Raw genomic sequence first — 21,325 nt, 5'->3', positions numbered from 1 at the left:
CCTAAGGCTGCCTCAAGGCGGTGACCAGGGCCTGGACCACGTAAGTTCCGGGGCGCTCGTTGCCGAGAAGCTCCAGGGCGAACTCCAGGCGGATCTCCAGCCAGTCCCCCGTGGGGCCGGTCTGGGTGTAGACGATCTGCGGGGTGCCGTCGGCCCGGAGCCAAAGCCCGCCGTTCACCCGGTAGAGCACCTGGCGGGCGGGCAGGAGGAGCGCACCGCCTGGGTCCTTGAGGTCGGGGATCTGCAGGAGCAGGCTCCAAACCCCTGGGGCGTTGGAGAAGACCTGGACGGGAAGGACGCCCCCCTCCAGGTTGCTGGCGGGGTAGAGGGCGGGGAAGGCCTTGGGAGGGTAGTCCTTGAGCTCAAAGGCGATCTGGGTGGTGGGGGTGCGGATGGCCACGGTCTCGGGGATCAGGGTCTGGAGGATCCAGGTGGCCTGGGCTAAGGCGGGGGCCAGTCCGAGGAAGAGGCCGACCAAAAGGGCTCTCACGGGGTGCCTCCTTTCTCCCCCTCCCGGGAGGGGGGTGGGGCCAGGGGGGCGCGCAGGACGAAGGGCAGGTCGGCGGCCACGTCCTTGGCGGGGTCGCCGTAGTTGAGGATGGCCAGGGCGGTGTAGTTCCCTACGGGCAAAGGCCCCACCAGGGCCACGGGGAGGACCCGCACCTGGCCCGGCAGGACCACCACCTCCTCCACCTCCGCCTCAGCCACCTTCTTTCCGGTGGCGTCCCGCACCTCAAAGCGCCCCGAGAGCTTCTGGGCGGTGTTGCCCGTGTTTTGGTACTGCAGGGCGAAGCGGAAGGGGTCCTGGGGCCGCTGAGGGGGGCTCGGGACGATCCCGGTGATGCGCCCCGAGGTCTTTAGGGGAGGCACGTTGACGTAGAAGATGTGGGCCATGCGCACCCGGAAGATGGCCAGGGGCACCCCGGGGGGCGGATTGGGGTCTTCCGACTCCAGGAAGAGCACCCCCCAGTGGGTGCCCGGGGCCGCGTCCTTAGGCAGGGTGAGGGTGTAGGTGAGGGGGCGGGATTCCTTCGCCCCCAGGAGGAACTCCGCCGGGGAGAAGGCGGTCCAGGGGCTTGCGCTCTCCTTCAGGGTGCCTGGGGGCAGGAACTGAATCTTTCCCATGGGGTCGTAGGTCCAGTCCCCGAGGCTTACCCGGACCCGTACCGGCCGGGTGCCCACGTTGTGGACCAGGAGGGTCTGGGTGAGGCTCTCCCCCGGCTTGGCCTCCTCGAGGAGGACCGGGGGCTCCACGCCCAGGGTGCTTTGGGCCAGGGCGCCTAGGGCCAGGGGGAGGAGAAGGGGGAAGATTCGCTTCATGGTGCTCCCAAAAGGGCGGAGCCTGGCCCTTTGGGCCAGGCTCCATGCCCGCTACCAGGCGGTGGTGGCGAGGGTGTAGGTGAGGTTCGCGGTGCTCTTGCCCCAGAGGTCGCTGTTGACCTTGACGGCCACCACCACCAGGTCATCCAGCCAGCTCTTGTAGCCGCACTGCTGGGGATTGTTGCCGGAACGGGTGCCCGTGGGCCCGGCCTGCAGGTTCCTGGGCACGAGCTCCAGGGTGGCCCCGTTGGGGAGCTCGTAAAGACCCGTGGCCGCGCCAAAGGTGTCGCAGGGGTTGTCCTGAATGTAGAGGTGCTGGATGCCCTGGGCCCCCTGGGGGTCGTTGCGGTTCACGGTCAGGTGCCACTGCTTGCCGTTGGAGAACTTCTGCAGGATGAAGCTGCGGTAGCAGACGAAGTGGTTCTTGCTCCCCGGCACGAGCTCCCCATTCTTGTCCAGCTTGATGGGTGGGTAGGCGGTCACGGCCCCGCCGCCGTTGATGGTGATGTTGGGCCAGGTGGCCGTGCTGTAGCTGGTGCCCAAGGGGAGGACCTGCACCTGGTTGTAGAAGTTGTCCCCGAGCTGGGACTTCACGTCCTGGTCGCTGAGCCCGTAGACGCACACCATCTGCCCCCCGAAGTCCGGCGTGGAGTTGGGCCAGGTGGCCCCGTCCAGCCCCGTGAGGTCAAAGGTGAGCTTGGTCACGTCCAGGTGGAGGGCCGTGGCCTTGGGGAGGATGAGCTCAATGGTCTGGTTCACCGCCGCCGAGTCCTGCCCCTTGGCGTAGGCGTCGGGCCCGTTCCCCTTGGTCGGGGCGACGGTGGGCGCCTGGGCCAGGGCCAGGGGCGCCAAAACGAGGACTGCTGCCAAAATCCTTTTGCGCATGATGGCCTCCTAATCCGCCCCCGGAGGTGGTGGCCTCCGAGGACGCCCTCACCGTACCCGCCTCCCCGTAACCCCGGCGTTACGCCCTTTTGGGGCCTTGGCCTCCCGCTAAAGGGGAGATCGTGGTACCCTTGAGGCAAAGGCGGTAACGCGTTGAAACGGGCGGTTAACATTCCCCTTCACGTCCTGCCCCTGCGGGGCCGGCCGAGGCTTCTGGTCCAGGGCCGGGAGGTGCGCCTGCCGAAGAAGGGGCTTGCGCTCCTCTACTACCTGGCCGTCGAGGGCCCCGCCTCCCGGGCGAGGCTGGCCGACCTCCTCTACGGCCACGCCTCCGGCCTGCAGAACCTGCGGGTGGAGCTCCACCGCCTGGGAAAAGCCCTGGGCCGGGCGGTCTTCCCCCAGGGGCAGGACCCCCTGGTCCTCCCCGGGTGGGTGCGCCTGGAACCCGGGGGCACAGGGGAGGTCCTGGAGGGCTTGGAGGGGGTGGGCGGGCTTATGGACTGGGTCTTGGAGGTGCGGGACCGCTACGCCTCCTCCCCCGGGGCGGCGGGGCGGCAGAGGCTTTTGGAAGGGCTCGCCTCCCTCCGCCCCCCCTTCCTCCTGGTCCTCCGGGGGCGGCTGGGGACGGGCCAGAAGGCCTTTGCCCGGGCCCTGGCCGGGGTGCTGGGCCTGGCCTTCCACGAGGCCCTGCGCCCCGAGGGGCTGGTCTACCTGGAGCCCCCCTACCCTCCCCTTTCCCCCCGGGACCTCCTGCGCTCCCGGGCCTTTTTGGTCCTGCGCCTGGACCCCGGGGAGGAGCCCCGCTTTTTCCTGGAGCTTAGGGCCCATTACCCACCGGAGCGCCTGCGGGTGCTGGAGCTGCCCCCCCTCACCTGGGCGGAGGCCAGGAGGGAGATCCTTTCGGGGGTCCCCTTTCCCGAGGCGGCCCGGGCGTACCTCTTCGCCGGGGGGGAGCCGGAATGGATCCCCGAGTGGCGGGCCTGCCCCGAAGGGCCCAGGCGCCCCCTGGCCCAGCTCCGCCTGCAGACCCGCTTCCTCAGCGAGCCGGCGCGGCTTGCCCTGGAGCGGCTTTCCGTGCACCCGGGGCGGATCCCCGAGGAGGTGCTGGACGCCCTCGAGGCCATGGCCTACCTGGACGAGCTGGAACGCAAGGGCTTTTTGGTCTACCAGGGAGGGTACCGCTTCGCCCGGGAGGGGGAGAGGCGGCTCCTCTACGCCGCTTTGGCCCCGGGGCGGCGGCAGGAGCTCCATGGGCGCGCCGCCACCGCCTTGGCCTTCTCGGGCCGCCCTCAGGAGGAGGCCCTCCACCGCCTGGCCCTGGGGGAACCCGTGGCGAGCCTCCTTCCCTGGCCCTTGCGCCAGGCCCTGGCGGGCGAGGGGGGGAGGAGGCGGGCGGTGGGCCTGGGGGGGGAGCGGGTCCTCCTTCCGCTGCGCGAGGAAGGGGTCTTCGCCGGGGAAAAGGGCTTCTGGGCCGCCCTCGTGGAGCCCGGGGACGAGGCCCGCCTGGTCCTGGAGCCCCTGGAGGAGGTCCTGGTCCTGGAGGTGGCGGGGCAGGCCTATGCCCCCGAGGACACCCTGGGCCTCTTCCTGGGGCTCAGGGCCTCGAGGAAAGAGGGGTACGTGGGCCTCCGGGGGGTCTTCCTCCACCGCTTCCTCGCGCCTCCGGGGCCCTTGGCCTTGCGGCTCTTCGGCCTGGGGGTGGCGGAGTTCACCCTCAGGACCTTCCGGCCCCGGGCGGGCGGGCTTTGGGCCTTGGACCTAACGGCGGAAGAGGTTGAGGAGCAGGGTAAGGAGGAGGGAAAGGAGCAGGGCCGAGGTGAGGGGGATGTACACCCTTAGGCCCTCCCGCTCAATGCGGATGTCCCCGGGCAGGTGGCCGAACCAGGCGAAGAGCTTGGGAAAGTAAAGGAGAGAAAGCCCCAAGAGGAGCAGGAAAAGCCCGGCATAGACCAGGACCTTACCCACCCCCATGCTTCACCTCCAGGAAGGCCGTGAGGGCGGCCCCCAGAAGCCCCGCCTCGGCCCCCAGGAGGGCCTTCCGCAGGGGGGGGACCTCCCAGCCCTTAAGGTAGCCGTGGTAGGCCTCCAGGAGGGCCTCCCAGTACCCTTGGGGGGCGTTCAGGGCGAGCCCCCCGCCCACCACCACCACCCCGGGGTCAAAGGCCTTCACCAGGCTGGCGAGGCCCATCCCCACGTAGCGGGCGGCCTGGAGGAGGAGGCGCTCCGCCTTGGGCTCCCCCTCCTGGAAGAGGCGGAAGAGCTCCCGGGTGTCCACGGGCCGCTGGTAGGCGTAGGCGGCGTCCCGCTCCAGGGCCCGGCCTGCGGCCAGGGCCTCGAGGCACCCCTCCAGGCCGCAGCCGCACAGGGGCCCTCCGGGGAGGAGGGTGGTGTGGCCGAACTCCCCTCCTTGCCCCCGCTCCCCCCGGAGCACCCTTCCCCCCAGGACCGCACCGCCCCCGATCCCCGTGGACACGGTGAGGTAGAGGGAGCTCGCCTCCCCCCTCGCCGCCCCCAGGTGGTGCTCCGCCAGGGCGGCGGCGTTGGCGTCGTTTTCCAGGTAGACGGGCCGCCCCGTGGCCTCCTCCAGGAGGCGGCGGATGGGGAAGTCCAAAAGCCCCGGGATGTTGGGGGTGAAGCGGATCACCCCCTCCCGGAAGTCCAAAGGCCCCGGCGTCCCCAGGCCGAGGGCCTCCGCCCTCACCCCCGCCTTCTCCTCCGCTTGGCGCGCCGCCTCCGCCAGGGCCCCGACCACCTTCTCCCCGCCCTCCTTGGGGGTGGGGAGGACCACCTGGGAAAGGAGCCGCGTCCCGTCAAAGGCCCCGGCGGCGATCTTGGTGCCGCCCAGGTCCAGGCCCACCACGGTCATGGGATCCCCTCCTCCATGAGGGCCTCGGCCTCTCCCAAAAGGGTCTCGGGCACCCAGAGGGCCACGTCCCCCATGTAGGTGCCCAAAGCGGCCTCCGGAAGGTCGGCGAAGGGGGTCTCCAGGGCCACGGGGATGCCCCGGGCCTCGAGGCGCGCCCTTAGCCCCTCGGCCACGGGGCGGGGGGCGGTGAGAAGCTTGCGGTAAGGGGTCCCGGCGATCAGGCGGCGCTCCATAGGGCCTCCACGAGGCGGGCGTAGTCCCTGCCTGCGGCCTCCACCTCGGCGAGGGGGATGTGCTCCTTGGGGGTGTGGGCCAGGGCCGGGTCCCCGGGGCCATAGCCCAGCACCGGGGCCTTGGCCCCCAGGTAGGGGGCGTCGGTGGTGAAGGGCCAAAGCCCCGCCCTCTCCTGGCCCAGGGCCTTCAGGGCCAGGAGGAGGAGGGGATGGTCCTCGGGGAGGCGGTAGGGCGGCCAGAGGGCGGGGATCACGAGGCGCACCTCCCCCGAGGCCCTTTCCTCCTCGGGGACGTAGACCGAGGCCCGCCCCAGGGTGCGCAAAGCGGCGAGAAGCCCGTCTAGGTCGGCCTCGGGCTCGTAGCGCAGGTCCAGGTAGAGCCGCACCACCCCCGGGGTCTGGTTCCTGGCCCCGGGGTAGGTGTCCACCCGGGTGGGGGTGAGCTTGACCCCTTGGGGCAGGGGAAGCTCCCTTAGGGCGAGGAGGTATTCCGCCAGGTCAAAGAGGGGGTTTTCGGGGCCCGCTAGGGCGGCGTGGGCCTCCTCCCCCTCAAAGTCCGCCCATACCTCTGCCCGGCCTCGGTGCCCCCGCACAAGCCGTCTACCCGAGGGCTCCCCCAGGAGGAAGGCCAAGGGGGAAAGCCTCTCCGCCGCGTAGCGGCTCCCAAGCCCTCCCACCTCCTCCTGCACCGTGGCCAGGAAGCGCACCCGGCCCCGCAGGGGCCTTTCCTTGAGGGCCTCCAGGGCCAGGAGCATGGCCACCAGGGGGCCCTTCATGTCCACCGCCCCCCGGCCCCACACCGCGCCCTCGGCCACGGCGCCCTGGGGGTGGGGCCAGCGGGCGGGGTCGCCTGGGGGCACCACGTCCATGTGCCCGGCGAGGACCACCTCGGGCTCTTTTTCCCCCAGGAGGGCCTCCACGTTCCCGGCCTCGTCCAGGGTGGCCTCGAGGCCCATCCCCTTCAGGGCCTCCAGGAGGAGGCCCGCCACCTCCCCCTCCTCCCCGGGGAGGCTTGCCGCTTGGAGGAGGCGGGAGAGGAGCCTGACCCAGTCCACGCCCCTATCCTACACTCCGGGCCAGGGCCGCCTGGTAGAGGGCGATCCCCAAGGCCACGGAGGCGTTCAGGGACTCGGCCTCCTCGCGGATGGGGATGCGGAAGAGCTCGTCGCACCCTTCCCGCACGAGCCGCCGCATCCCCTCCCCTTCGGAGCCCACCACCAGGACGAGGGGCCTCTGGTAGTCCAGCTCCCTCGGGGTCTTCTCCCCCCCCACGTCCAGGCCGTAGACCCAAAGCCCGGCCTCCTTGAGGGCCTTCAGCGTCCGGGGAAGGTTCTTCACCTTCACCACGGGAAGCCTCAGGGCAGCCCCGGCGCTCGCTTTTAGGGCGAGGGGGGAGAGGGGGGCGGCGCGCCTTTCCTCGGAGAGAACCCCGTGGGCCCCAAGGGCCAGGGCGCTTCGGATCATGGCCCCGTAGTTCCGGGGGTCGGTGATCCCGTCCAGGGCCACGAGGAGGGGCATCTCCTTCCGGGCTTCCGCCAGGCGGAAGGCGTCCTCCAGGGTGGCGTAGGGGGGTTCCGCCACCTCCGCCGCCACCCCTTGGTGGTGGGTGGTCCTGAGGAGGGCGTCCAGCTCAATCCGGGGCACCAGGGTGTACTCGGCCCCGAGCCTTTCCAGCTCCCTCAGGAACCAGCCCTCCACCCCCCGGGCCACGAGGACGCGCCGGGCCTGGCCCGCCCTTAGGGCCTCGAGGACCGGGTTCCGCCCGTAGATCCACACCGCCTTAGTGTATGATGAAGCCATGTACCGGAGCATCCTCATGCCCACGGACGGAAGCCCCTGTAGCCTGGAGGCCATTGGCCACGGCTTGGACCTGGCCAAGGTGCTTTCCGCCCGGGTCCACTTCCTCTACGTCCTGGAAAACCCGGCCCAGGCCATCTGGATTGCTCCCGAGAGCGTGCCCTATGGCCTGGAGCTTTTGGAGGACCTAAAGCGGGCGGGGGAGGAGGCCATCAAGAAGGCCCTCGCCTTGGCCCGGGAGCGGGGCGTGGAGGCCACGGGGGAGGTGAAGGAGGGGGTGCCCATCCCCACCATCGTGGAGGCCGCCAAGGGCTTTGACCTCCTTGTCATGGGTACCCACGGGCGCACGGGTCTGGACAAGCTCCTCCTGGGCTCGGTGACGGAGGGGGTCCTGCACCGGGTTTCCGTTCCCGTCCTGGTGGTGCGCTGCCGCTAAATGCGCCTGGTCTCCGCCTTTGTCTCCTCCCGCCTCGCCCCGGAGGACCCTCTCTACGCCCAGCTGGTTCGCTACGGGGAGGTGCTGGCCGAGGAGGGGTTCGGCCTGGCCTGCGGGGGGTACCAGGGAGGGATGGCCGCCTTGGCCCAGGGGGTGAAGGCCCGGGGGGGGCTCGTGGTGGGGGTTACAGCCCCGGGGCTTTTCCCGGAGAGGCCCGGCCCTAGCCCCTACGTGGACGTGGAGCTCCCGGCCGCCACCCTCCCCCAGCGCATCGGGCGCCTTCTGGACCTGGGGGCGGGGTACCTGGCCCTGCCGGGGGGGGTGGGGACCCTGGCCGAGCTCGTCCTGGCCTGGAACCTCCTCTACCTGAGGCGGGGCCTAGGGCGGCCCTTGGCGGTGGACCCCTACTGGCTTTCCCTTCTGCGCCCCCACGGGGAGATCGCCCCGGGGGACCTGGCCCTCCTGCGGGTGGTGGCGGACGAGGGGGATCTGCGCGCCTTCCTGAGGGGCCTATGAGCGAGACCCTCCTCGTTCGCGTCCCCGACCTGGGCCAGGGGGTGAGCTTCTACCAGGCCCTGGGCCTGGTCCTGGAGGAGCTCCTCCCGGAAAAGGAGGCCCTTTTGGCCCCGGGGGAAGGCCCCCTCCTCCTCCTCCGGCCGGGGGCGGGAGGGGTGGAGCGGGGACCGCAGAGGCCGAGCCCCGAGGGCCGGGGTTTCGCCCGGTTCCGCCTCGAGGAGGGGAGGCTGGTCTTCTTGGTGGAGGACCTGGCCCACGAGCGCCTTCGCCTGGCCAAGTACGGCCTGGCCTTCCTGGAGGCGGGGGCGCACCTCCTCCTCTTTGACCCGGGGGAGAACCCCATCCTGGTGCGGGAGGGGTGAGGCGTGGGGGCCAGGCTTTGGCTTTTGGACCTGGACGACACCCTCCTCCAGGACCTCTCCGTGACCCGGGAGGTTCTGGAGGCCTTAGGGGAGGAGGCGGGGGTGAAGGGGCTTTTCGGGGCGGTGCGGGCGCGGGCCGAGGCCCTCTTCCGCCAGGCTCCCTTCTACCCCTGGGCCGAGCGCCTGGGGCACTCGGCCCTCGAGGCCCTCTGGGCCCGCTACTCCACCCCGGGCCTCGAGGGGTGGGCGGCCTGGGCCTGGCCCTTCCGGGAGCAGGTCTTCCGCGAGGCCCTGGAGGCCCTGGGGGGTCCGGCGGAAAGGGCCCGGGAGCTGGCGGAGGCCTTCTTCCAAAGGAGGCGCCGCTATCCCCTTTTCCCCGAGGTGCCCGAGTTCCTCCTTGCCCTTCGGGAGAGGGGGGCGCACCTCGTGCTCCTCACCAACGGGGTCCCGGACCTCCAGCGGGAGAAGCTCGCCGGGGCGGGGCTCCTCGAGGCCTTCAGCCTCACCCTCATCTCCGGGGAGGTGGGCCTGGGCAAGCCCGACCCCAGGCTCTTCCGCATGGCCTTCTGCGCCCACGGGGTGGCCCCCGAGGAGGCGGTCATGGTAGGGGATAATCCCCAAAGGGACGTCCAGGGGGCCCTCCTGGCCGGGGCCAAGGCGGTGTGGGTGGACCGGGGCCACCGCCCGCCCGACCCCCGCTTCCCCCCCCACCTAGCGGTGAGGGACCTGCGGGAGGCCCTGGCCCTTTTGGGGTAAGCTGGGGGCGATGTACGAGGCCCTGCTCGTTCTCCACAGCCTCGTGCGCTGGCTCGTCCTCCTTTTCGGGCTATGGGCCCTCCTCCGCCCTGGGCCCCGCCCCGGGGCCTTCTTCGCCCACACGCTTACCCTCCAGGTGCTCTTAGGGCTGGCCCTGGCCTTCGCCAGCCCCCTCTTCCAGGGGGCCCTAGCCGCCTTGGGGCAGGTGATGCGGACGCCGGGGGAGGCCCGCTACTTCGTGGCCGAGCACTGGGTGGGCGGGGTGGTGGCCCTGGGGCTGGCCCACGCAGGGCTTTCCCAGGCCCGGAAGGGGAAGCCCCGCGCCCGGCTCCTCTTCGCCCTCGCCCTTCTGGTGCTCGCCCTTTCCATCCCCTGGTTCCGCCCCCTCCTCCGGCTCTAGCCCCTGGCCGCCCGGGCGCCCTTGGAGCACACTAAGGCCGTGGGCTCCTTTCCGCCTAAAAGGGAGGAGGACTTCGCCTCCCTTTTCCCCCAGGAGGTGCTGCGCCGGGGCCTGGCCTACGCCCGGGAGGGCCGGGTCCTTAGGGTCTATCGGGTGGGGGAGAGGCTTCTGGGCGAGGTCCAGGGCTCGGCCCCCGCGCCCTACCGGGTGGAGGTGGGGCCCGGGGGGGGCGGGGGCTGCACCTGCCCCTACCCTGGCTTTCCCTGCAAGCACGCGGCCGCCCTCCTTTACGCCTACGTGGAGGGCCGCCCCAGGGAGGACCTCCTCGAGGCCCTGGGGCGCCTCTCCGCGGAGGAGGCCAAGGGGCTCCTCCAGGCCCTCGCCCAGGTGCCCGAGGTGGCGTGGCTCCTCGGGGAGGCCCTGCTTCCGGAGAGGACCTTCCTGCAGGGGGTGCGGGCTCTCCGCCAGGCCCTCTTCCTGGGGGGTGGGGAGGAGGAGGCCAAGGCCCTCCTCCTCCGCCTCCCCCGGGTGGGGGAGAAGGAGGTCCTGGCCTTTTTGCAGGCCCTCCTCGAGGCCCCCTTTGATCCCGAGCCCTACCTGAGGGCGGGGCTGAGGCGGTACCTGGAGGTCGCCGGGAATCCTGCCCCCCTCCTTGGCCTCTACGAGAAGGCTCCTTTTCCCGCCCTGGAGGAGGCCCTTTTGGCCTTGGGGAAGGCGGCCCCGGAGGCCCTCCTCCCCCTTCTCTCCGGCCGGGACCCGGGGGGCCTAAAAAGGGCCCTGAGGGTGAAACTCCTCTTCGCCCTGGGGCGGGAGGAGGAGGCCCTGGGCCTCATGCGGGAGCACCTGGAGGCCCCCGAGGACTACCTGGCCCTGGTGGAGCGCCTCCTCGCCCTGGGGCGGGAGGCGGAGGCCTTGGGCTACGCGGAGGAGGCCCTGGAGTGGTTCGGCAAGGACCCCAGGCTCTTCTCCCTGGCGGACCTCCTGGCGAGCCGGCGGGGACGGCCCGAGGACCTGTTCCTGCGCTTCGCCTTCCGGCCCAGCCTCGAGGACTACGCTGCCCTCCGGGCCCTCCTGGGCCGGGCTTTCCCGGAGAGGCGGAAGGAGCTTTTGCGCAGGGTGGAAGACCCCGCCCTCCTCGCCCGCATCCACCTCCTGGAGGAGGACTGGCGCTCCTTGGACCGCCTCCTGAGGCGGGCGCCCCTTCAGGCCTACCCCGCCCTGGCGGAGGCCTTGGAGGAGCGGCTTCCCGAGGAGGCGAAGCGGCTCTACCTCGAGGCCGCCCGCCATCTGGTGGAGGAGGGGGGAAGGGCGCGCTACCAGGAGGCGGCGGACCTGCTCCGGCGGGCCGCCCGCCTGGACCCGGAGGGGGCGCGGCAGGCCGCCCGGGGGCTCCTCCTCGCCTACCCCCGGCGGCGGGCCCTCAAGGAGGCCCTCGCCTCCCTGGTGGGGGGCTAATGCCTTGACAGGGAGGGAAGCTTGGCGCATAGTGGGGCTTGCGGCCAGTCCCGGAGGGTTGGCCGAGCGGTTGAAGGCGGCGGTCTTGAAAACCGCTGTGGGCCCAGCGCCCACCGGGGGTTCGAATCCCTCACCCTCCGCCAAAGGCGAGGAGAGGTGGCCGAGTGGTCTAAGGCGGCACCCTGCTAAGGTGTTGCACCGGGAAAACCGGTGCCGCGGGTTCGAATCCCGCCCTCTCCGCCAAAAGGGCCCGGGGCTTCCCCGGGCCCTTCCTCGTGTAGCCTGGGGGGGTGGAGGTGCGCCTCCCTCTCCCGGCCCTCTGGCCCTGCCGGGTCCTCCGGCGGGCCCACCGCTTCCTGGTGGAGGCGGACGTGGGACCCTTGCACCTTCCCAATAGCGGCCGCATGGCCGAGCTCCTCCGGCCCGGCACCCCGGGCCATTACCACCCTAGGCCTACCCCCAAGACCCTAGGCCGGCTTTTGCTGGTGGAGCAAGAAGGGGTCCTGGTGGGGGTGGACGCCTCCCTGGCCGCCCGGGTCCTCGAGGCCCTCCTCCGCGGGGGCTTCTTCGGCCCCCTGGAGGCCTTAAGGAGGGAAGCCCCCGTGGCGGGGGAGCGCCTGGACTTCCGGGCGAGGCTTGGGGGAAAAGAGGCTTTCCTGGAGGCCAAGAACTGCAACCGGGTGGAAGGGGGCCTGGCCCTCTTCCCCGATGCCCCCACCCCGAGGGGCGCCCGGCACCTGAGGCTTCTTGCCGCCCTAGCCCGGGAGGGCCATGCGGCCTGGGCCGTCTGGGTGGTGCAGCACCCCCTGGCCCAGGCCTTCGCCCTGGACCCCGAGGACCGGGTCCTGTGGCAGGCCGCCAGGGAGGCTCTGGAGGCCGGGGTCCAGCTCCTGGCCTTCCGGGTGCGCCCCACCCTGGAAGCCCTCCACCTCGAGGCCCCCCTCCCCTGGGTCTGGCTTAGCCCCCGAGGAGGATCTGGAAGGCCACCATCAGGGCCGCAGAAAGGGTGAGAACCGTGGCCACCCCCTCGGCCTCGGCCTCTTTCAGGGCGTCGCGGAGGATTTCGGCCACCGCCATCCAGATCATGGCCCCCGCGGCGAAGCCAAGCCCCACGGGCAGGGCGGGTTTGAAGGCCTCCACGAAGAGGTAGGCGGGCACGGCCATGAGGGGTTGGGGGAGGCTGGAGAAGACGCTCCAAAGGGCGGCTCCTAGCACGCTCACCCCCCTTGGGATCAGCACCAGGCTGATGGCGAGCCCCTCGGGAATGTTGTGCACGGCGATGGCCAGGGTGATGAAGACCCCCAAGGCCTCCCCGCCCCCGAAGGCCACCCCCACCCCCACCCCCTCGGCGAAGGAATGGAGGGTCATGATGCCTACGATCATGAGGGCCTTGCGGGCGTCCAGGCCGTTTAGGGCGCCGAAGCTCACCTCCCGGCCCTCGAGGTGGCGGTGAGAAAGCTGAATGAAGAGGAGCCCCAGGAGGACCCCCAGCAGGGTGCGGCCTAGGCCGGAGCGGACCCCTTCGTAGATGAGGCCGAAGCTGGCGGCCAGCATAAGGCCGGCGGCGGCGGCGTTGGCTAGGCCCAGGTGCCGGCTTAGGAGGCGCCGGGTGAAGAGAAAGGGAAGGGCCCCTAATCCTGTGGCGATGGCGGTGAGGAGGGCGTAGAGGAAGACGGTGAAGGGGGAGAGGGGTAGGGCGTCCATGGCTTCTAGTTTATTACAAGTGATTCTCAATCGTAATGTGTCGGTTCTGGACCCCCGCCTCCCGGTTGGGCCCGTCTGGACGGACGGGAAGGGCCATGGTAAAACGGAGGGGAATGCTTTCGGGCCACCTTGCGGAGTTTCCCTTTCCCTCCCTGGTGGGCGCTCTCATGGGCGCGGGGCGCACCGGGCGGCTCGTCCTCAAGCCCCCCTTCCTCGAGGCCGAGGTGTACCTGAGGGCGGGGCAGGTGGTCCACGCCCGGGCCTGGTCCGGGGAGCGGGGCCTCGAGGGGGAGGAGGCCCTGGACCTCCTGGTGGGCCTGAAGCAGGCCCCCTTCGCCTTTGAGCCGGAGGCCCTCCCGCCCCACACCACCCTTCTCGGAGGGCTCTCGGTCCCGGCGCGGCTGGCCGAGGCCCAGGCCGTCTGGGAAAGCCTGAGCCTTCCCGACAACTGGGGGTACGTCCTCCGCCCCCACATCCCCGAGCCCCTCCCCTTGCAGAACCTGCTCGGCCTTCCCATAGAGAGGGGCTACGCGCTGCGCCTGGGCAATGAGGGCGAGGAGGTGGAGCTTCCCCCGGAGGTGCTTTCGGTCCTGGCCCAGCTCGAGGGTAAGCGCATCGCCGAGGTGCTCCTGGCCCCTGGGGTCTTGCGCCTGGCCCGCATCTTGAATACCCTCCTCAGGATGGGGGTTCTGGAGGCCCTCCCCCAGGTGGCCCTGGCTCCGGTGCCCCTCCTCGTCCTCCCCATCTACGGGACAGGATCGGGGGTGGCCTACGTGGACGAGGCCCTTTACGCCGAGTGGGCCCGGGCCATCCGCCACGGGTTCCGGCTCCGCTTGCGCGCCCCGGAAGCGGTGATGGAGGTACGCCCTAGGCCTAACCTCCCTGAACGGCTCGGGCTTTTGGAGGGGGACCTCAAGCGCCTCCGCCTGCGCCGTGGGGACAGGGTGGAGGTGGTGCCGGAGGTGTAGCGTGGATATCCTGACCTTGAACGAGTATCTAAACCGGATCGTTTACGGCTTCCCCATGAAGCTCGTCTTCCTCTTGGTGGGGGCTTATCTGGTCTTTTTCCAAATTCGCTGGTTCAGCGCCCCCTTCCGGATGATGCGGGTTTCCTTCAGCGAGACCCTGGGGGCCATCCGGGAGCGGGCCTACGGCTTCGGGGGCCAGATCACCCCCTTCCAGGCCACCATGGTGGCCCTCTCGGCCACGGTGGGCACGGGCCACCTTCTGGGGATGATGGCCGCCGTGCTCGTGGGAGGGCCCGGGGCCGTGTTCTGGATGTGGGTGGGCTACTTTTTAGGCACTGGGACGAAGTTCGCCGAGGCGACCCTAGCGGTCCACTACCGCCGCCGCTTTGCCGATGGCTCCGTCTCCGGGGGGCCCATGTACTACCTCTCGCGGGGGCTTCCCCGCCTCCGCTTCCTGGGCTACCTCTTCGCCTTCTTCGCCGCGGTGGCCGCCTTCGGCATCGGGAACCTTTCCCAGGCTGGGGCGGTAGGAGGGGCCGTGGCTCCTCTTGGGGCCCCCCCCGCCCTGGTGGGCCTCTTCCTGGCCCTCCTCGTGGGGGTAGTCCTGGGTGGGGGGATCGTGCGGGTGGCCCGCTTCGCCCAGGTGGTGGTGCCTCTCAAGCTCCTCCTCTTCCTGGTGGCGGTGGTTCCCCTCTTCCTCCTCTACCTCGGGAGGATCCCCGAGGCCCTGGCCCTGGTCTTCCGGGCCGCCTTCAGCCCCGAGGCCGCCCTGGGGGGGGCGGCGGGGTACAGCCTCTTCGCCGCCCTCAATGCCGGGCTCGGCCGGGGCATCTTCGCCAACGAGGCGGGCCTCGGCTCGGCTCCCATCGCCCACGCTCAGGCCCAGGTGGACCACCCCGTGCGCCAGGGCTTCTGGGGGGTCACCGAGATGTTCGTGAGCTTCCTCGTGACCTCCCTCACCGCCCTCACCTTCCTCGCCTCGGGGCTTTGGCAGAAGGGGGGAAGCGCCGCCGAGGCGGCCCAGGCCCTCTTTCAGGCCCACCCCCTGGGCGGGGTAATCCTGGCCCTCACCGTAGCGGTCTTTGCCCTGGGGACCATGATCTCGTGGGGCTTCTACGGGGAGGAGGCCGCGGCCTTCCTCCTGGGCGAGGGGATCCGCTGGCCCTACCGCCTCACCTTCGCCACCCTGGCCTTCGTAGGGCCCCTGGGGGGCCTCGAGGCCTTCCTGGCCATCTCCGACACCCTAAACGGCCTCATGGCCATCCCCAACCTCCTCGGCCTGGTGCTCTTGGGACCGGTGGTGGGGCGCCTCGTTTACGGCTTCTTCCGGGGGGAGCCCTGGGTTCCTCCCCGCTAAGGGTCCCCACGTGGGTTTCGCAACATGGGATGGCCAAACTAGGGCTGTAAGGAGGCCCTTTTGGGGCTTGGCCGCGGTGGGGCCTCGCGGGGACTTTCTACCGGGGGTATTAGTCCCACTCCCGGATGGGCACCAGCTCGCCCCCCACCACCTCCTTGCGCACCGGGCGGAAGCGCCGATCAAACCAGATCTCCAGCACCGCCCGGTCCAGGCTCTTTGGGGCCACGATCTCCTTGCGCACGTAGAAGCCTGCCTCTGTGGGGGAGATCTCGGCGCTTTTGGAAAGCCTGAGCTCCACCACCTCCCCGCTTTTTGTGCGCACCCGGACCCGGAAGGCCAGGGGGCCATCGGGTTGCACGTGGGGATCCTTGCGGAAGAACCACACGGCTAAGCCTCCTTCAGGTCCGCTACCCGCGCCTGGGTGAGGGCGAGGAGCTCCTTCGGGGTGAGGGCGAAGAGGGCCCTTGGGGTGCCCCCGGCCGCGAAGACCTGGGGGTAGAGGAGGAGGTCCTCGTCCAAGAAGGCGGGGAGGGGGGTAGCGTGGCCCACGGGGGGCACCCCGCCGATGGCGAAGCCCGTGAGGGCCCGGACCTCCTCCGGGGTGGCCCGGCGCAAGGACTCCTTGGCCAGGGCCTCGGCCTTGCGGAGGTCCAGCCGGTTCCTGCCGCTCACCAGGAAGAGGTAGCCCCCTTCCCCCATGAACACCAAGCTCTTTACGATCTGGCCCACCTCGGCCCCCACCGCCCTCGCCGCCTCCTCCGCGGTGCGGGTGGAGGCGGGAAGCTCCCTCACCTGGAGGTGGGGGAAGCCCAGGGCCTTCAGGGCCTCCTGCACCCTTTGGGCGGAAGGGGAGAGGCTCATAGGGTGTAGAGGAGCTCGGCGAGGAGGGCGATCCGCCGGGGGATCTCCGGCACCACCACGTACTCCGTCCGCTGGTGGGCATCCCCGCCCAAAAGCCCCAGGCCGTCCAGGGTAGGCACCCCTAAGGCGGCGGTGAAGTTCCCGTCCGAGCCCCCGCCCACCCGGCCCGGCCTTAAGGAGAGGCCTAGGGCCTTTCCGATGGCCTGGGCCCGTTCAAAGAGGGCGAGGCTTTCCGGGGTGGGTTCCATGGGGGGGCGGTTGAGGCCGCCCGAAAGCTCCAGCCTCGCCCCCGGCAGGATGGGGGTAAGGGCCTTAAGCCCCGCCTCCACCCTCTGGACCTCCTCCATGGTCCAGGCCCGGAGGTCAATCTCCACCTCTGCCGCCTCCGCCACCACGTTGGAGGCCGTGCCGCCCCGGACCACGTTGGGGCCCAGGGTGGTGCCCTTTTCCCGGTCCTCCAGGGCCGCCACCTTGAGGATCTGGTGGGCGAGCTCTATGACGGCGTTCACCCCCTTCTCCGGCTCCACCCCCTGGTGGGCGGCCTTGCCTAGGGCCTTGAGGCGGTAGAGGCCCACCCCCTTCCGGGCCACCTTCAGGTCCCCCTCGGCCGTGGGGGGTTCCAGGACCAGGACGGCCCGGGCCTTCCTGGCCGCGGCTTCAATGAGGGGGCGGGTTTCCGGGGAGCCGACCTCCTCGTCCGGGGTGAAGAGCACCTCCAGGGCAGGAAGCCTCCGCCCGCTGGCCTCGGCGTGGCGCAGGGCGTAGAGGAGGGCGATGATGCCCCCTTTCATGTCGTAGACCCCGGGGCCGATGGCCTTCTCCCTTTCCAGGCGGAAGGCCTCGGGGAAGCTCCCCCTGGGGTGGACGGTGTCGTAGTGGCAGAGGAGGAGGACAGGGGCTCCCTCCCCTTCCCGCTTCAGGAGGAGGACCGGGCCTTTGGGGGTTTCCTTGCGGGCAAGCCTCCCCTCTAAGGGCCCGAAGGCTTCCTCGAGGAAGGCCGCGGCCTCCTTTAGGCCTGCCAGGTCCCCCGAGGGGGATTCCCGGCGCACGAAGGCCTCGAGGTCCGCAAGGATTTCGGGGAGCTTCGCCTGCATCCAGGCTAGGGTTTCCATAGGCTCATTATGCCCGCATTGCCCCTTGGCAAGCCAAGCCCCCCGTGGTATAAAGGAAGGGTATGCCCTTCGGGGCTGGTTCACCGGAAGCGGGGAGTGAGGGTTCTCCCCCGTCTTTTCGTGTGAACCCGCGCGTAAAGCGCCCGCCTTCCCCCAGGGAAGGCGCGTAAGGAGGAAAGAGGCGGCATGGAAGAAAAGGCGACCCAGACCCCGGAAAAGACCTTCAGCATGGAACAGGCCCTTCAGGAGACGGAGGCCCGCCTGGAGAAGCGGGTTCGCCCCGGCCAGGTCCTGACGGGCAGGGTGGTCTTGGTGGGTTCCGAAGGCGTAGCGGTGGACATCGGCGCCAAGACGGAAGGCATTATCCCCTTCAACCAGCTCACGGAAAGGCCCCTCCCCGAGGAGGAGCTCAAGGCCCTCCTCCGGCCCGGGGATGAGGTGAGGGTCCAGGTGCTCCGGGTGGACCCTGAGACCGGCCAGATCCTCCTCTCCCGCAGGAAGGTGGAGGCCCAGGAGCACTGGGACCGCATCCAGGAGCTCTACGAGAAGGGGGAGCCGGTGACCGTCACCGTGAAGGAGAAGGTCAAGGGGGGCGTGGTCGCCGAGCTGGACGGCGTTCGGGCCTTCATCCCGGCCTCGCAGCTGGACCTGAGGCGCATTCCCAACCTGGACGCCTACGTGGGCCAGCAGATCCTGGCCAAGATCATTGAGCTGAACCGCAAGAAGGGGCGGGTGCTCCTCTCCCGCCGGGCGGTGCTGGAAGAGGAGCAGAAGCGGGCCAAGGAGGCCTTCTTCCAGAGCCTCGAGCCCGGCCAGGTGGTGGAGGGCACCGTGGCGGATGTGACCGACTTCGGGGTCTTCGTCAACCTGGGCCCCGTGGACGGCCTCGTCCACCGTTCGGAGATCACCTGGGGGCGGTTTACCCACCCCCGCGAGGTGGTCCACAAGGGGCAGCGGGTCAAGGCCCGGGTGGTGTCCGTGGACCCCGCCCGGGAGCGGGTCAACCTTTCCATCAAGGCCCTCGTCCCCGACCCCTGGTCCACGGTGGCGGAGAAGTACCCCGTGGGCACCCGGGTCCGGGGCAAGGTGGTGGGCCTCACCCCCTTTGGGGCCTTCGTGGAGGTGGAGCCGGGCCTCGAGGGGCTGATCCACATCTCCGAGCTCTCCTGGACCAAGCGCCCCAAGCACCCCTCCGAGGTGGTGAAGGAGGGGGACGAGGTGGAGGCCGTGGTCCTCCGGCTGGACCCCGCGGAGCGCCGCCTCTCCTTGGGCCTCAAGCAGACCCAGCCCGATCCCTGGCAGCAGCTCACCGAGAAGTACCCCCCGGGGACGGTGGTCAAGGGCCGCATCACCGGGGTCACGGACTTTGGCGTCTTCGTGGAGCTGGAGCCCGGCATGGAGGGCCTGGTCCACGTGTCTGAGCTGGACCACGGGCGCGTGGAGAACCCCGCGGCCCTCTTCAAGAAGGGGGAGGAGATGGAGGTGGTGGTCCTTCACATAGATCCCGTGGAGCAGCGCATCTCCCTCTCCCGCAAGCGCCTCCTTCCCCCGCCCCCGCCCAGGGTGGAGGAGGAGCGCCCGCGCCGGGCCAAGGGCAAGGAGGCCCGGGGCAAGCGCAAGCCCAAGGGCCGCCCGGAGGAGCGACGGGAGTACGAGTACGGGGCCGTGGCCGAGTACAACCTCTACGACGCCTCCGCCCTCCCCACCACCAGCGTCAAGCTTGGCGACCTCTACGGCGACCTCCTCGCAAGCCTGGGCCTGGAGGAGGAGAAGTAGTTTCCCTGCCCTGAGGGAAAGCCCCCGCCAGCTGGCGGGGGCTTTCCCTACCGCATGGGCCTAGGGAAGCCTACCAGGAAGCCCGGGGCCCCCATGCTGGCCTAAGCCAGCATGGGGTGGCCTCAGAGGGCCTCCCGCCCCGCCGCTTCCTTTCCGTAGAAGACGCGCATCAGGGTGTAGGAGAGGGCGAAGGTGAGGAGGGGCGCTCCCAGGACCAGGGTCCACAGCACGGCGTTGTTCCCCAGGAGGGAACCCTGCTGCTGGAAGTCAATCTTGTACCCGGCGAGGCTGGCCATGAGGAAGAAGACCAAAAGGGCCAGGAGGGCGCTGGTGCGCACGGGGTGCTCGGAGGGGAGCTCGAGGTAGCGCATTTTGTCCTTGCGGACGTCCACGAAGGGCAGGAGAAGGCCCACCAGGCCCAAGACCCCCGGCACCAGGACCCCCCCGATGAACTCGGGCCCGATGGTGGCCCCGAAGAGGCGGAACTCCCAGCTGGAGGGGATGATCTGCAGGATCCCGTAGATCCAGAGGAAGTACCAGTCGGGCTTCACCGCGGGGGTGTTGGGGGTGGGGGGGCCGAAGGCCTCCACGGGGTGGGCGAGGAAGGCCCCGGCGATCAGGGTCATGATCCCCACGTAGAGGGCGAAGAGGATCACCATCATGACCAGCTGTTGCGGGTACATGGGCACGCCCAGGATCTTCCCCGGGGCCACCCGCTCGGCGTAGCGGGGCTGGGTGTGCTTCTGCTTGATCATGATGAGGAGGTGAAGCCCGATCAGGCCCATGAGGAGGAGGGGCAGCCAGAGGACGTGAAGGCTGTAGAGGCGGGGAATGGACCTCTCCGAGCCCGGGAATTCGCCCCCAAACAGGACCTGGGACAGGGTGCCCCCGATCCAGGGGATGGAGCCTGCGATCCCGTAGCCGATGCGGGTGGCGGTCACGGCGTAGTTGTCGTAGGGAAGGGCGTAACCGGTGAAGGCGGTGACCACGGCCAGGCCCAAGAGGGCGAGCCCCACCAGGTAGTTGAGCTCCCGGGGCTTCTTGTAGGCCCCCGTGAGGAGGATCCGGAGCATGTGCAAGAAGGCGGCGGCGATCATGGCGTGGGCCGACCAGTGGTGGAGGCTCCGGATCACCGCCCCGAAGGGGAGGCTATCAATGTAGAGGATGCTGGCGTAGGCGGCGGGCACCGTGCGCCCGTCGGGGAGCCGGACCTCGCGGATGGAGGGCTCGTAGTTCAGGGTGAGGAAGACCCCGGTGAGGACCAGGACCACGAAGGCGAAGAGGGTGATCTCCCCCAGGAAGAAGGAATGGTGGACGGGGAAGGCCTTGCGCAGGACCTTGTGGTAAAGGCCGGTCAGGTCCAGGCGTTCGTCTAACCAGCGGTACACCCTACACCTCCTCCCGCCCCTTTGGGCAAGGACCCTTGGCCTGCACCCCGATCTTGCCCGTAAAGGGCCCCGCCGCCACCAGGACGCCCCCCTCCGCCTTCAGGGGAAGCTGAGGGACGGGGCGGGGCGGAGGCCCGGCCACCACCTTGGCCCCGTTCCTGAGGTCGTAGGTGCCCCCGTGGCAGGGGCAGAGGGCGGCGCCCTGGTCGGCGAGCCACTGGCTGATGATGCACCCCAGGTGGGTGCAGACCGCCGAGTAGGCCACGATCCCCTCCACGGCGTTCTTAGCCGTCTCCGGGGAGAGGTCCTCCGGCCGGTAGCGGGCCAGCATGACCGTGTTCTTGGCCTCCCCGCTCTTCACCACCTTGGTCTTGGGGTCCATGGGGTAGGCGAGAAGCAGGGGGGAGCCCACCTTCAGGTCCTTTAGGGCGATGGGCTTCCCCTCCCCTTCCCCCTGGGCGTAGACCAGGATGTCCCCGGGCTTCAGCGGCTCCTTGTCGGGGGTCACCACCACCTTGGGCCGGAGGCTCGCCCCCACGTAGAAGGCGGAGACCAGGGAAAGCCCGATCCCCGTGCCGATGGCCGCCTTCAGGAAGAGGCGGCGCCGAGAGGTGCGCAGGCGGATCTCGCGCTCGTCCATGCTCCTCCTTACCAGGGGAACTCGCCTTTCTCGTCCTCGGTGACCGCCTCGTCGCGGCCGAAGAACTTCTTGTAGATGCCGAAGAGGGCGGCCACCACCAGGCTGATGCTCCCGAAGATGAGGCCCTGGAGCCAGGTGGGGTTGTGTCCCGTCTGGGCGGAGTAGACGATGAGCCGGGCGAAGAAGCCGGAGAGGGCGGTGAGGAGGAGGACCAGGATCACCCCCACGGCCATCGGGGCGGTGGAGGGGGCGGGGAAGTGGCGGCCCGGGCGCAGCTCCACCCCCTCCAACCAGAAGGAGACGAGGCCCATGAGGCCGTAGAGGAGGAGGACCGCCCCGAAGGCCATGAGGCCGATCTGCCCCACGGAGAGCTCCATGGGGGTGTGGCCCTGGAGGCGGGCGAGGAGGCGCCCGTCCAGGTAGGCCGCGTAGAAGAGGCCCAGGGCCAGGATCAGGCTGAAGGTGGGAAGGACAGGATCGTTCCGGTACATGG

The 21,325-nt window shown here is 70.3% G+C and carries 26 protein-coding genes and 2 tRNA genes; 13 read left to right on the top strand and 15 right to left on the bottom strand.

All coding sequences use genetic code 11. The features are described from left to right. Position 1: 1 nt before the first annotated feature. From H531_RS0100810 to H531_RS0100795, 3 genes are read right to left on the bottom strand one after another with little or no spacing between them, the layout of a single operon-like run. Positions 2-490 carry a hypothetical protein gene (locus tag H531_RS0100810; protein WP_022797468.1) on the bottom strand — a complete coding sequence of 163 codons (489 nt, stop codon included), beginning with the start codon at positions 488-490 and terminating at the stop codon, positions 2-4. Then, the gene (locus H531_RS0100805; RefSeq protein ID WP_022797467.1) at positions 487-1,320 is read right to left on the bottom strand and encodes a hypothetical protein; all 834 of its coding nucleotides are present in this window, start codon (positions 1,318-1,320) and stop codon (positions 487-489) included. Before H531_RS0100805 ends, H531_RS0100810 begins: the two co-directional genes overlap by 4 nt. A 51-nt stretch (positions 1,321-1,371) precedes the next feature. After that, positions 1,372-2,205, bottom strand: coding sequence for a hypothetical protein (locus H531_RS0100795; protein WP_022797466.1), 834 nt, complete (start codon positions 2,203-2,205; stop codon positions 1,372-1,374). Between the two features lie 153 nt (positions 2,206-2,358). On the opposite strand from H531_RS0100795, the gene H531_RS0100790 reads away from it, so the two are divergent. Beyond that, positions 2,359-4,044 carry a hypothetical protein gene (locus H531_RS0100790; RefSeq protein ID WP_022797465.1) on the top strand — a complete coding sequence of 562 codons (1,686 nt, stop codon included), beginning with the start codon at positions 2,359-2,361 and terminating at the stop codon, positions 4,042-4,044. Here the strand turns inward: H531_RS0100790 and H531_RS0100785 are convergent. Genes H531_RS0100785 through rlmB form a run of 5 tightly spaced genes read right to left on the bottom strand, consistent with a single transcriptional unit; the run spans position 3,964 to position 7,080 of the window. Beyond that, positions 3,964-4,176 carry a DUF2905 family protein gene (locus H531_RS0100785; RefSeq protein ID WP_022797464.1) on the bottom strand — a complete coding sequence of 71 codons (213 nt, stop codon included), beginning with the start codon at positions 4,174-4,176 and terminating at the stop codon, positions 3,964-3,966. The genes H531_RS0100790 and H531_RS0100785 overlap by 81 nt on opposite strands. Further along, entirely contained in the window at positions 4,163-5,071 is a 909-nt protein-coding gene (locus H531_RS0100780; RefSeq protein ID WP_022797463.1) for a glucokinase, read from the bottom strand. Before H531_RS0100780 ends, H531_RS0100785 begins: the two co-directional genes overlap by 14 nt. After that, complete coding sequence (locus H531_RS0100775; RefSeq protein ID WP_022797462.1) at positions 5,068-5,304, bottom strand: hypothetical protein; 237 nt, start codon at positions 5,302-5,304, stop codon at positions 5,068-5,070. Before H531_RS0100775 ends, H531_RS0100780 begins: the two co-directional genes overlap by 4 nt. Beyond that, positions 5,289-6,359: a M20 family metallopeptidase gene (locus H531_RS0100770; protein ID WP_022797461.1), complete on the bottom strand. Its 1,071-nt coding sequence runs from the start codon at positions 6,357-6,359 to the stop codon at positions 5,289-5,291. Before H531_RS0100770 ends, H531_RS0100775 begins: the two co-directional genes overlap by 16 nt. 4 nt (positions 6,360-6,363) lie before the next feature. Beyond that, a complete protein-coding gene (gene rlmB / locus H531_RS0100765; protein WP_022797460.1) occupies positions 6,364-7,080 on the bottom strand; it encodes a 23S rRNA (guanosine(2251)-2'-O)-methyltransferase RlmB in 717 nt (238 codons plus the stop codon). Positions 7,081-7,102: 22 nt separating this feature from the next. Between rlmB and H531_RS0100760 the strand changes: the two genes are divergently transcribed. The 9 genes from H531_RS0100760 (at position 7,103) to H531_RS0100720 (ending at position 12,036) form a co-directional block, all read left to right on the top strand. Further along, on the top strand, positions 7,103-7,537 hold the full coding sequence (locus H531_RS0100760; protein WP_022797459.1) for a universal stress protein: 435 nt from the start codon (positions 7,103-7,105) through the stop codon (positions 7,535-7,537). Beyond that, complete coding sequence (locus tag H531_RS0100755; protein WP_022797458.1) at positions 7,538-8,053, top strand: LOG family protein; 516 nt, start codon at positions 7,538-7,540, stop codon at positions 8,051-8,053. Beyond that, complete coding sequence (locus tag H531_RS0100750; RefSeq protein ID WP_022797457.1) at positions 8,050-8,415, top strand: hypothetical protein; 366 nt, start codon at positions 8,050-8,052, stop codon at positions 8,413-8,415. The genes H531_RS0100755 and H531_RS0100750 overlap by 4 nt, the downstream gene beginning before the upstream one ends. A 3-nt stretch (positions 8,416-8,418) precedes the next feature. Beyond that, entirely contained in the window at positions 8,419-9,171 is a 753-nt protein-coding gene (locus H531_RS0100745) for an HAD family hydrolase (protein ID WP_022797456.1), read from the top strand. A 10-nt stretch (positions 9,172-9,181) separates the two neighbouring features. Further along, on the top strand, positions 9,182-9,571 hold the full coding sequence (locus tag H531_RS0100740) for a hypothetical protein (RefSeq protein WP_022797455.1): 390 nt from the start codon (positions 9,182-9,184) through the stop codon (positions 9,569-9,571). Between the two features lie 39 nt (positions 9,572-9,610). Continuing rightward, positions 9,611-11,026, top strand: coding sequence for an SWIM zinc finger family protein (locus H531_RS0100735; protein WP_022797454.1), 1,416 nt, complete (start codon positions 9,611-9,613; stop codon positions 11,024-11,026). A gap of 52 nt (positions 11,027-11,078) precedes the next feature. Continuing rightward, positions 11,079-11,169: transfer RNA gene (locus H531_RS0100730), tRNA-Ser, on the top strand. Between the two features lie 7 nt (positions 11,170-11,176). Next, positions 11,177-11,269: transfer RNA gene (locus tag H531_RS0100725), tRNA-Ser, on the top strand. 53 nt (positions 11,270-11,322) lie between these two features. Next, a complete protein-coding gene (locus tag H531_RS0100720) occupies positions 11,323-12,036 on the top strand; it encodes a DNA/RNA nuclease SfsA (RefSeq protein ID WP_028490570.1) in 714 nt (237 codons plus the stop codon). Here the strand turns inward: H531_RS0100720 and H531_RS0100715 are convergent. Further along, a complete protein-coding gene (locus H531_RS0100715) occupies positions 11,984-12,730 on the bottom strand; it encodes a ZIP family metal transporter (protein ID WP_022797452.1) in 747 nt (248 codons plus the stop codon). The two genes, H531_RS0100720 and H531_RS0100715, sit on opposite strands and share 53 nt — an antisense overlap. A gap of 113 nt (positions 12,731-12,843) precedes the next feature. Between H531_RS0100715 and H531_RS0100710 the strand changes: the two genes are divergently transcribed. Together H531_RS0100710 and H531_RS0100705 are read left to right on the top strand one after the other, a co-directional pair. After that, a complete protein-coding gene (locus tag H531_RS0100710) occupies positions 12,844-13,698 on the top strand; it encodes a DUF4388 domain-containing protein (RefSeq protein ID WP_022797451.1) in 855 nt (284 codons plus the stop codon). A 1-nt stretch (position 13,699) separates the two neighbouring features. Then, on the top strand, positions 13,700-15,055 hold the full coding sequence (locus tag H531_RS0100705; protein WP_022797450.1) for an alanine/glycine:cation symporter family protein: 1,356 nt from the start codon (positions 13,700-13,702) through the stop codon (positions 15,053-15,055). A 109-nt stretch (positions 15,056-15,164) separates the two neighbouring features. Here H531_RS0100705 and H531_RS0100700 read toward each other — a convergent pair whose 3' ends face one another. Genes H531_RS0100700 through H531_RS0100690 form a run of 3 tightly spaced genes read right to left on the bottom strand, consistent with a single transcriptional unit; the run spans position 15,165 to position 17,028 of the window. Continuing rightward, positions 15,165-15,440, bottom strand: coding sequence for a hypothetical protein (locus H531_RS0100700; RefSeq protein WP_022797449.1), 276 nt, complete (start codon positions 15,438-15,440; stop codon positions 15,165-15,167). A 2-nt stretch (positions 15,441-15,442) separates the two neighbouring features. Further along, positions 15,443-15,916, bottom strand: coding sequence for a YbaK/EbsC family protein (locus tag H531_RS0100695; RefSeq protein ID WP_022797448.1), 474 nt, complete (start codon positions 15,914-15,916; stop codon positions 15,443-15,445). Next, entirely contained in the window at positions 15,913-17,028 is a 1,116-nt protein-coding gene (locus H531_RS0100690) for a M20 family metallopeptidase (protein WP_022797447.1), read from the bottom strand. The genes H531_RS0100695 and H531_RS0100690 overlap by 4 nt, the downstream gene beginning before the upstream one ends. 186 nt (positions 17,029-17,214) lie before the next feature. Between H531_RS0100690 and H531_RS0100685 the strand changes: the two genes are divergently transcribed. Further along, positions 17,215-18,804 (top strand): 30S ribosomal protein S1, encoded by a 1,590-nt coding sequence (locus H531_RS0100685; protein WP_022797446.1) that lies wholly within the window; start codon positions 17,215-17,217, stop codon positions 18,802-18,804. A gap of 122 nt (positions 18,805-18,926) precedes the next feature. Here H531_RS0100685 and H531_RS0100680 read toward each other — a convergent pair whose 3' ends face one another. Genes H531_RS0100680 through H531_RS0100670 form a run of 3 tightly spaced genes read right to left on the bottom strand, consistent with a single transcriptional unit; the run spans position 18,927 to position 21,323 of the window. Next, positions 18,927-20,192: a cytochrome b gene (locus tag H531_RS0100680; protein WP_022797445.1), complete on the bottom strand. Its 1,266-nt coding sequence runs from the start codon at positions 20,190-20,192 to the stop codon at positions 18,927-18,929. 1 nt (position 20,193) lies between these two features. Next, entirely contained in the window at positions 20,194-20,832 is a 639-nt protein-coding gene (locus tag H531_RS0100675) for a QcrA and Rieske domain-containing protein (protein WP_022797444.1), read from the bottom strand. A gap of 8 nt (positions 20,833-20,840) precedes the next feature. Continuing rightward, positions 20,841-21,323 carry a hypothetical protein gene (locus H531_RS0100670; protein WP_022797443.1) on the bottom strand — a complete coding sequence of 161 codons (483 nt, stop codon included), beginning with the start codon at positions 21,321-21,323 and terminating at the stop codon, positions 20,841-20,843. Between the last annotated feature and the right edge of the window lie 2 nt (positions 21,324-21,325).

Source organism: Thermus islandicus DSM 21543 (genome assembly GCF_000421625.1).
GTDB classification, from domain to species: Bacteria; Deinococcota; Deinococci; order Deinococcales; family Thermaceae; genus Thermus; species Thermus islandicus.
The sequence above is the reverse complement of the archived record's forward strand: the minus strand, read 5'-3'. Positions and strand labels throughout refer to the sequence as shown.